The sequence below is a fragment of the Actinomyces bouchesdurhonensis genome (assembly GCF_900128465.1).
In the GTDB taxonomy this organism is placed as follows: domain Bacteria; phylum Actinomycetota; class Actinomycetes; order Actinomycetales; family Actinomycetaceae; genus Pauljensenia; species Pauljensenia bouchesdurhonensis.
This window is the reverse complement of sequence record NZ_LT635864.1, coordinates 125,009-132,918: the sequence shown is the minus strand read 5'-3', so window position 1 is coordinate 132,918 and position 7,910 is coordinate 125,009. Positions and strand designations below refer to the sequence as shown.

Below are 7,910 nucleotides of genomic sequence, written 5' to 3'. Positions count from 1 at the left end.
GCTCGACCCCGAGGCCTGGCGCGCGCTCGCCGACGACAAGACGGTCGCCTTCTTCGGCGAGACGATCCCCAACCCGCAGGGCGACATCCTCGACATCGAGCCCATCGCGAAGGTCGCCCACGAGGTCGGCGTGCCCCTCATCGTCGACAACACGGTTGCCACCCCCTACCTGGTGCGCCCGATCGAGTGGGGCGCCGACATCGTCGTCCACTCGGCCACCAAGTACCTGGGCGGGCACGGCACCTCGATCGCGGGCGCAATCGTCGACTCGGGCAACTTCGACTTCGCCTCCCAGCCCGAGCGTTTCCCCCTCTACAACACGCCGGACGAGTCCTACCACGGCCTCGTCTACGCCCGCGACCTGGGCGTGGGCGGCGCGCTGGGCGCGAACCTGGCGTTCCTGCTGCGCATCCAGACGCTCATCAACCGCGACCTGGGCGCCGTCACCTCCCCCTTCAACGCGTTCCTCATCTCGCAGGGCATCGAGACGCTGTCCCTGCGCGTCGAACGCCACGTCTCTAACGCGCTGGCGGTCGCCCGCTTCCTGGAGGATCACCCGGACGTCGAGTCCGTCAACTACGCGGGCCTGGAGTCCTCCCCCTACTACGAGCTGGGCAAGAAGTACGCGCCGCTGGGCACGGGCGGCCTGCTCTCCTTCGTCATCAAGGGCGGGTACGAGGCCGGCCGGGCCTTCGCGGACGGCGTACAGCTCTTGCCCGTGGTCGCCAACATCGGCGACGCCAAGTCCCTGGTCATCCACCCGGCCTCGACCACGCACTCGCAGCTCACCGAGGAGGAGCTGGCCAAGGCCGGCGTGGCCCCCGGCACCGTGCGCCTGTCGATCGGCCTGGAAAACATCAAGGACATCCTCGCCGACCTGCAGCTCGGCTTCGACGCGGCCCGCGCGGCCACGGTCTGACCCACGCCGTCGGNGCGCGCTCACCCCAGTAATCGTAGAAGAAGAAATACCACAGGCCCGCATACGCCACGGTCGCCATGAGTCCGACGAGCACCCACGCTGCGCGCTTCTGAGCGCCGGTAAGCGTCAGCTGCGACGCGTCCTCATTGAGGCCCTGGGAAACCTGTTCGCCACCTTCATTGACCGACGTGTCCATGCACCCATGCTAGCCATGTGAGCGCAACTATGCGGTTCGGATCGGCGCAGGTTCTACTGTGCCTTCCAGGCCTCGGCGATGGTGCCCGTGCGCTCGTAGACGGAGACGCCGAAGCTGGGGGCCTGCGCCTCGCACAGGGTCATGATGGTGGTGTAGGGGCTGTCCTCGCGTTCCATCTCCTTTTCGAGGTCGGAGAGCTTCAGCTCGAAGTGGCGCGAGTAGCCGTCGGCGCCCACCAGGTCGAAAATGACGAAGGTCTTGTTTGTTCGCTTCAGGAAGGTCTCGTCCCCCTCTTCGCGAATGTTCTGGCAGCTCACGTTCTCGTGCCGGGTCGGCCCGTCCCACCAGTCCTGGACGGCGAGGCCGTAGCCTCCCCATGCACGGGTGGCGACGAACGCGAGAATGCCGGCAGTGAGGAGGAAGGAGAAGGCGGCAGAGAAGGGCTGCGGCTTTTTGGCGTGTTTCGCTGCCTGGGGGGCTTTCTGTGCTCTGATGAAGTCACGGAGCATCCACCGAAGCGAGGCCCAGACCACGGGGACCCACAGGAGGGTGAAGAAGGCAGGGATGACGGCGGCCGCCATCTGGGCGCGCATCGACCACTGACCCCATGAGCCGCGCAGGCCAAATCGCCAGAACAGCCCGTAGATGACGATCACGACGAGTCCGAGGAACACGCGGAAGGCGCGCTTGGTGGAGGTGTCGAGCGGGACGGACACCTCCTCGACTGCTGGCGCGGCTGCGGAGTTGTGAGGGTCACTCTCGTGGGCTGATTTGTCCATGCCTTCATGCTATCCGAGGCTGGGGCGGTGACGCGTCGAGGAAGTTCCAAGCGGGAGAGACATGGATGAGAGGTAGACGTGAGGGGGCCGCGTACGCGGCCCCCTCACGCCTGAGGAACGTCAGAGCCTGACGGCGTAGGGCATGATGGATCCCCAGCTGTACACGCCGGTGATGCGCACGGGCACGCCGAAGGTGGGGGCTTCGATCATCTGGCCGCCGCCCAGGTAGATGGCGACGTGGTAGATGCCGGACTGGGCGCCGTTGGAGGACCAGAAGATCAGGTCGCCGACGTCCATGGAGCCGATCGGCACGTGCGTTCCGTAGCCGTATTGGGCGCGCGAGAGGTGTGGCAGGTACACGCCTGCGCTTTCCCAGGCGAGCATTGTCAGGCCGGAGCAGTCAACGCCGCCGTAGGATTCGCCACCCCACACGTAGGGCACGCCCAGGTAGCTCTGCGCGGTTGCGATGGCGGTGGATGCTCCGCCGTAGGAGTAGGAAGGCTCCTCGTCGGAGTAGCTGGGTTCCTCGTAGGAGGGTTCATCGTAGGAGTACGAGGGTGTATCGTCGTCGTCTTCATCGTCTGAGGAGGACGAGGCCTGGGTCGCGGCAGCTGCATCGGCTTGGCGTTGGGCGGCGGCTGCGGCATCGGCCTGGCGTTGGGCTTCCGCTGCTGCGGCTGCCTGTTCGGCTGCGACGCGCGCGGCTTCTTGGCGCTCGGCTTCGAGGGCGGCTTCGCGTTCGTTAATGAGTTCGACGGTGGTGTTTTGTTTGTTGGCTAGTTCTTGGATGTAGGAGGTGCGCTGGGCTGCGACGATGGCGGCTTGGTTCTGCGCGGCCGTGGCTGCCTGGTTGGCCGCGTCGGTGCGCGCTTGGACCTCGTTGGTCGCGGCCTGCTGGTTGGCGAGCGCTGTTGTGGCGGCCTGGCGGGTGACCTGGGCGACCTGTTCGAGAGCTGAGACGGTCTGCATCTTCGTTTCAGCCGAGGAGGAGAAGGAGTTAATGCTGGCTTTCTTGCTTTCGACGCTACGTAGACCGTCGGAGTTGAGGTAGGGGGCGATCGCGTCGAGCGATCCGCCGCCGCTTCGGTAGGCGGCCTGGGCGACCGAGGCGATCTGTTGTTTTCCTTCGGCGAATGCGCTCTCGGCGGCGGTGGCGTCGGCTTCGGCTTGGTTGGCGGTCGCGGTCGCTTCAGCAAGCGCGATCTGCGCTTCATTGAGGTTTTCACCGGCGATCTGCGCGTTCTGTGTCGCGGTGGCGGCTGTGGCGTTGACTTCTGCCAGTTTGACTTCGATTTCGGCCACGCTCATCTGCGCTGCTTCTTCGGCTGCCTGCGCGGCCGCGATTTCTTCCTCGGAGGGAACAGCTTGCGCCATGTTGGGCAGGACCAGCAGGGCGCTGGCGGCAAAGACCGTCAGGGCCATGCGAATGGTTCCGCGTCGTCTCATCATCGTCTCATCTCGTCTGCGTGTGCGGGTGCCAGTGGGGGCGTTCTGAACAAGAGACTATCCACTTTCGCCACACTTGGCAACAAACACACCACATCCCTCATCTTGCACACATGCATCAATCGCAACATATGCATCATTGGCAACATTAAAATTAGCTAATTACCGAAAAACCTAAGCTCAGATTGCCTATATATGTATTTCCTCTCACACTTTTCATCGTTGCTCCCAGAAAGACCCCCAACCCGTTACACACGTCCGCCATCCGGGACCACTTCGCCACGACCCGGCCCATGACGAACAATGGACACCATGAACCGTCGAATGTGCCGCTGACTGCGCGTCAGCACAAGCGACTGCCGCGCAGTCCCCCGTGAGCGGGACGCGCCTCGACGCATTCTCATATCAACCAATGAGCGGCCCGCCCGGGGATCCAAGGACGACACCCCCACCCCAACTTTTAGGAGCCGCCACATGAGTGCCAACGACTGGTCCTTCGAAACCAAGCAGATTCACGCCGGATACGACGTCGACCCCGCCACCGGCGCGACCGCCCTGCCCATCTACCAAACCTCCTCCTACGCCTTCGAGGACACCACCCAGGCAGCGAGCCGCTTCGCCCTGCAAGAACTAGGCCCCATCTACACGCGCCTGACCAACCCCACGACTGACGCTGTCGCCTCGCGCATCGCCGCCCTCGAAGGCGGCGTCGGTGGCCTCCTCGTCTCCTCCGGCCAGTCAGCCACCGCCCTGTCGATCCTCGCGCTGGCCGTCGCCGGCAACAACGTGGTCGCCTCCCCCTCCCTGTACGGCGGCAGCGTCACCCTGCTGAAGAACACGCTGGGACGCCTGGGCATCGAGGCGCGCTTCGNGCCTCACCATCCTGTACCTGCACGGACGCAACGACTACTTCTTCCAGACCGAGATGGCGGATCGACTGCGCCAGGCGGGGGCCGCGTTCTACGCGCTCGACATGCGCAAGTACGGGCGATCCCTGCGCCCCCACCAGACGATCGGCTACACGGACGACCTGTCCGTGTACGACGAGGAGATCGGCGAGGCCATCGAGATCATCCGTGAAGAGCGCGACGACGAGCCCCTAATTCTCATGGGGCACTCAACGGGAGGACTCATCGCGACCCTGTGGGCACACCGCCACCCAGGCGTCCTGGCCGGCCTGATCCTGAACTCAGCGTGGCTGGAAATGCAGTCGATGGCCGCCTGGCGCGGAGCAATGGCCCCCGTCATCGGGCGCATCGCGTCGCGCAACCCCATGTGGGAGGTGCCCTCCGGCGGGGCAGGCCACTACGGGCGTTCGCTCACTGGGCGCGCCACCTCGAAGCTTCCAATTCCCGAGGGCTTATCCCCCGACGACCCGTCCGTCGCGGGCTGGCCCATCGCACGCGAGTGGAAGCGCCCCGAATCCTACCCGGTGCCCGCCTCCTGGCTCGAAGCCATCATGGCGGGACACGAAACGGTCGAGAAGGACGTACACCTGGAGTGCCCAGTCCTGTCCATGGTGTCCACGTCGGCCTATTTCGGCGACGAATGGAACGAGCGGGTCTTCACCTCCGACACGGTCCTGAACCCGGTCGTTATCGCCCAACGCAGCCTCGACCTGTCCGACCTGGTCACGATCGCCCGATTCCCCGGCAAGCACGACCTGCTTCTCTCCGACGCACCCGTGCGCGAACGAGTGTACGCGACGATTGCCGGCTGGCTCGAGGCCTTCGTCGGCTAGGATTCGCGAAACGTCAGTGGCGCGCGGCGCGGCGCTCGCGGGGCGCGTGCGCATACTCGCGCACGATCTCGCGGTTGACCTCGTCGAGGGCTTCAGCGAGGGTCGGACCCAGGCGGTCGCCAATACGCACGAGAGTCCACGCGTCGATGTGGCCCAGGCCGCGGGCGGTCAGCAACGTGTCCAGGGACGGGTAGGTCAGGCCGGCACCGGAGATGGTTCCGCCCGCCGCCAACACCAAGTCATCCGGTAGCCCCAGCTCGCCGCGCGCCACGAGGGGCGTGTCCTCGCCAAGGATCTGCGCCAGGGTGCGAAGCCCGGCCTCGTCGCGCCCGAGGACGGGCACACCCTCGCCACGGGCAGCGACGACCTCAGGCGATTCTTCCGCGTGATCCACGAACGAGGCCGTGGCAGCGTCGGTCGCTCCGGCGTCGTTGAGTTCGGCTGTCCCGGCCTGGGCGCGGCGCGATGCGCGGCTGCCAAGGTGGGCGGGGCGCTCCCATCGGGGCGTCTCTTCCTGGGTCACGTCCTGGAACTCCTCGTTGTTGTCTGTCTGCTCGGGGGCGAACACGGCGTCTTCCTGCGGGTGGTCGTGTTCGTCCCACTGGTCACGGTCATCCAGACTACCGTCTCCGCGGTCGTCATGGTCATCCACGCCGTCCGCTTCGTGGACGCAAGCATCATCCTGATCGGCTTCGGGGTGATCCTGGCCCAGGTCGACCGCGTCACCAACCTCGCCCTCGTCGGCGTGACCTGCCTCTGCCTGATCGACCTGGTCGGGTGCGTCATCGCCCTGGTCGACTTGCGCGGGTGCGCCGAGTTCCGCCTCAACGTCGTCATTACCTTCGTCGCCCTCGTGATCACCTAGGCCAGGTACCTCAGCGTTAGCTTCGTCGCGCAGGTCACCCTCGTTCGTATCACCCTCCGGTGCGAAACGATCGTCAGCCTCGTCGGTGTGCTGATCTGCGTCGCGCTCGTCCGCGACGCCGTCGTCGTTGCCGTCAGCCACGTCCGCGGCCTTGTCGCTGGCATCCTCCAGAGCGCCTTCCTGTTCAGCAGGTTTCCACGGCGGTGGCGGTTCTTCATCCACCGAATAGCTGAATACATCGCGCAAGTGAGGGGCGACCTTCGGGGTCGGACGCGTCGTCGGGGTGTCCGCACCTTCCGCGTCTCCCTCGGGATTCGCGAATGCCTGGTCGGTGTCCTCCGTCTCGGTGACGGTATCAGCATCGATGGATGCACCGATCTCGGGGGCTGGTGCCGCGGACCCTAGGAGCTGCGGTGCGTGACCATACAGGCGCGGGCCGACGGCGTTCACATCGAGGAACAGGCGACCGTTGGACATCTGACGCAGGTTCATGAGATGAACCTCAACACCAGAGGTAGCCAAGATCGACAGGGCGGGGCGCACCGAGGGGTCGATCTCGCCCGCGACCATAATAAGGCGCGGGCCGGGGCCGACGGCAGGGGGCATTGAGTCCCGGAACTGCGCCCAGCCCGCACGGAAGCCTTCGGGACCCGACGGGTACTCAGCAGCCAGGTCAGACCACGAGAGTGAAGCGACTACGGCGAGGCGCGACAGCGACGTGATAAGAGTCTCGGAGTCAAGGAGTTTCAGGATTTCGACGGAGACAATCTGCCCTGTCACATCAAGGGCCGTCAGGCGCGGGGTCTCCTCGTCAACCTGACCTGTCATGTCACGCCAAGTCACCGGAAACAGGGGTCGCGAGACAATTTGGAGGACCTGCTGGCAGATAGCGTCAACCAGCTCAGGACCCAGATCATGCGCAACCGGGTATCCGAATTGAGCGGGAACGAGGTGTCCATCCTCGAACTCAAACAGGGCCATCGCACTTTCCTTCACATGTATGGGACGCTCGTGGCCATTGTTTCATACGTTCCAAAAGAAACGCAGAAGACACAGGGAGTTTGCGATAGATACCACGTAAGCATCAGGAAGAGAGAGGCTCGTCGCCGACCACCCACACCCCACACCATTGCCTACCGAACGGACAGGATTGGCAAGTACATCGCTTCCACTGACCATCCAACCCCCGCCCCAACACCAGGAGCGCCAATCTTTCCACCCCACTATCCCCACCCTCCTGACACATGCTCGCTAACCATGCGCAAACCCCTCCGACGCAGGAAAGCAATCATGTACGATAGAATATGGCGCGCACAAACCAGGTACACCATCACCTTCCACCTGGTTAAACGGCTGCACGCCAGGCATCATCCCACGAGCGAGGCGAGGATCAATGGGCAGAAAGTTCCTGCACGTCGTTGAATATTCGACGCCCGAACCACGAGTTCCGGCGTCCGATGAGACGCGCCTTGAACTCTCACCCTACTGCCTGAGCGCCCAGACTCCCCCGCGCACATACCCCAACACTTCTCAATCGGTCAGTCCGCATTTGCCACCCATTGAGCGCATGCCGGTCCCCGTGACACCCTTCCCAAAGATGTTCCACGACGATCCCGAACCCGCCTGACACCCCACCACCCCGGCGCCCGCGCGCCCAAGCCTAACCCCCTCCACCTCTACGCCACCTCACGCGACCATCCGCACAGCGGGAAGTCCCACCCCACGCGCCGAAGCCATGACACACTGAGCGTATGACCGACAGCTTCCTGTCTGACCTGCGCGCACTCATCGACGTCGACGCCTCCGTCGGCACGCGAGCGCGCTACTCCTCCGACGCCGGCCTCACGCGCATCCCGCCACTGGCCGTCGCCTTCCCCCGCACGCCCGAACAGGCGATCGCAGCATTCGAACTCGCCCGAGCCCACGGCGTCCCCCTCACCGCCCGAGGTGGCGGCACCTCCTGC

5 protein-coding genes and 2 pseudogenes are annotated in these 7,910 nt (G+C 64.9%); 4 read left to right on the top strand and 3 right to left on the bottom strand.

What is annotated here, in order from left to right; genetic code table 11:
- A partial coding sequence (locus tag BQ7477_RS02330) for an O-acetylhomoserine aminocarboxypropyltransferase/cysteine synthase family protein (protein WP_073982667.1) occupies positions 1-919 on the top strand: 919 nt, incomplete at its 5' end.
- 249 nt (positions 920-1,168) lie between these two features.
- Here BQ7477_RS02330 and BQ7477_RS02325 read toward each other — a convergent pair.
- Together BQ7477_RS02325 and BQ7477_RS02320 are read right to left on the bottom strand one after the other, a co-directional pair.
- Positions 1,169-1,894, bottom strand: a complete 726-nt coding sequence (locus BQ7477_RS02325; protein ID WP_084795611.1) for a hypothetical protein — start codon at positions 1,892-1,894, stop codon at positions 1,169-1,171.
- Positions 1,895-2,014: 120 nt separating this feature from the next.
- Positions 2,015-3,340, bottom strand: a complete 1,326-nt coding sequence (locus tag BQ7477_RS02320) for a C40 family peptidase (RefSeq protein WP_073982666.1) — start codon at positions 3,338-3,340, stop codon at positions 2,015-2,017.
- A gap of 474 nt (positions 3,341-3,814) precedes the next feature.
- Between BQ7477_RS02320 and BQ7477_RS11035 the strand changes: the two are divergent.
- Positions 3,815-4,264 (top strand): annotated as a pseudogene (locus tag BQ7477_RS11035) (PLP-dependent transferase); the annotation flags it as partial.
- Positions 4,215-5,081, top strand: a pseudogene (locus BQ7477_RS02310) (alpha/beta hydrolase); the annotation flags it as partial. The pseudogenes BQ7477_RS11035 and BQ7477_RS02310, both read left to right, overlap by 50 nt.
- A gap of 13 nt (positions 5,082-5,094) precedes the next feature.
- Here the strand turns inward: BQ7477_RS02310 and BQ7477_RS02305 are convergent.
- The gene (locus BQ7477_RS02305) at positions 5,095-6,927 is read right to left on the bottom strand and encodes a hypothetical protein (RefSeq protein WP_073982664.1); all 1,833 of its coding nucleotides are present in this window, start codon (positions 6,925-6,927) and stop codon (positions 5,095-5,097) included.
- A 770-nt stretch (positions 6,928-7,697) separates the two neighbouring features.
- Between BQ7477_RS02305 and BQ7477_RS02295 the strand changes: the two genes are divergently transcribed.
- Positions 7,698-7,910: FAD-binding oxidoreductase (locus tag BQ7477_RS02295; protein WP_129582483.1), on the top strand; the 213-nt coding region annotated here is incomplete at its 3' end.

Excerpts from the sequence above, each read along its gene's own strand:
- BQ7477_RS02325 (WP_084795611.1), bottom strand. The coding sequence starts at position 1,894 with ATGGACAAATCAGCCCACGAGAGTGACCCTCACAACTCCGCAGCCGCG.
- BQ7477_RS02320 (WP_073982666.1), bottom strand. The coding sequence starts at position 3,340 with ATGAGACGACGCGGAACCATTCGCATGGCCCTGACGGTCTTTGCCGCC.
- BQ7477_RS02305 (WP_073982664.1), bottom strand. The coding sequence starts at position 6,927 with ATGGCCCTGTTTGAGTTCGAGGATGGACACCTCGTTCCCGCTCAATTC.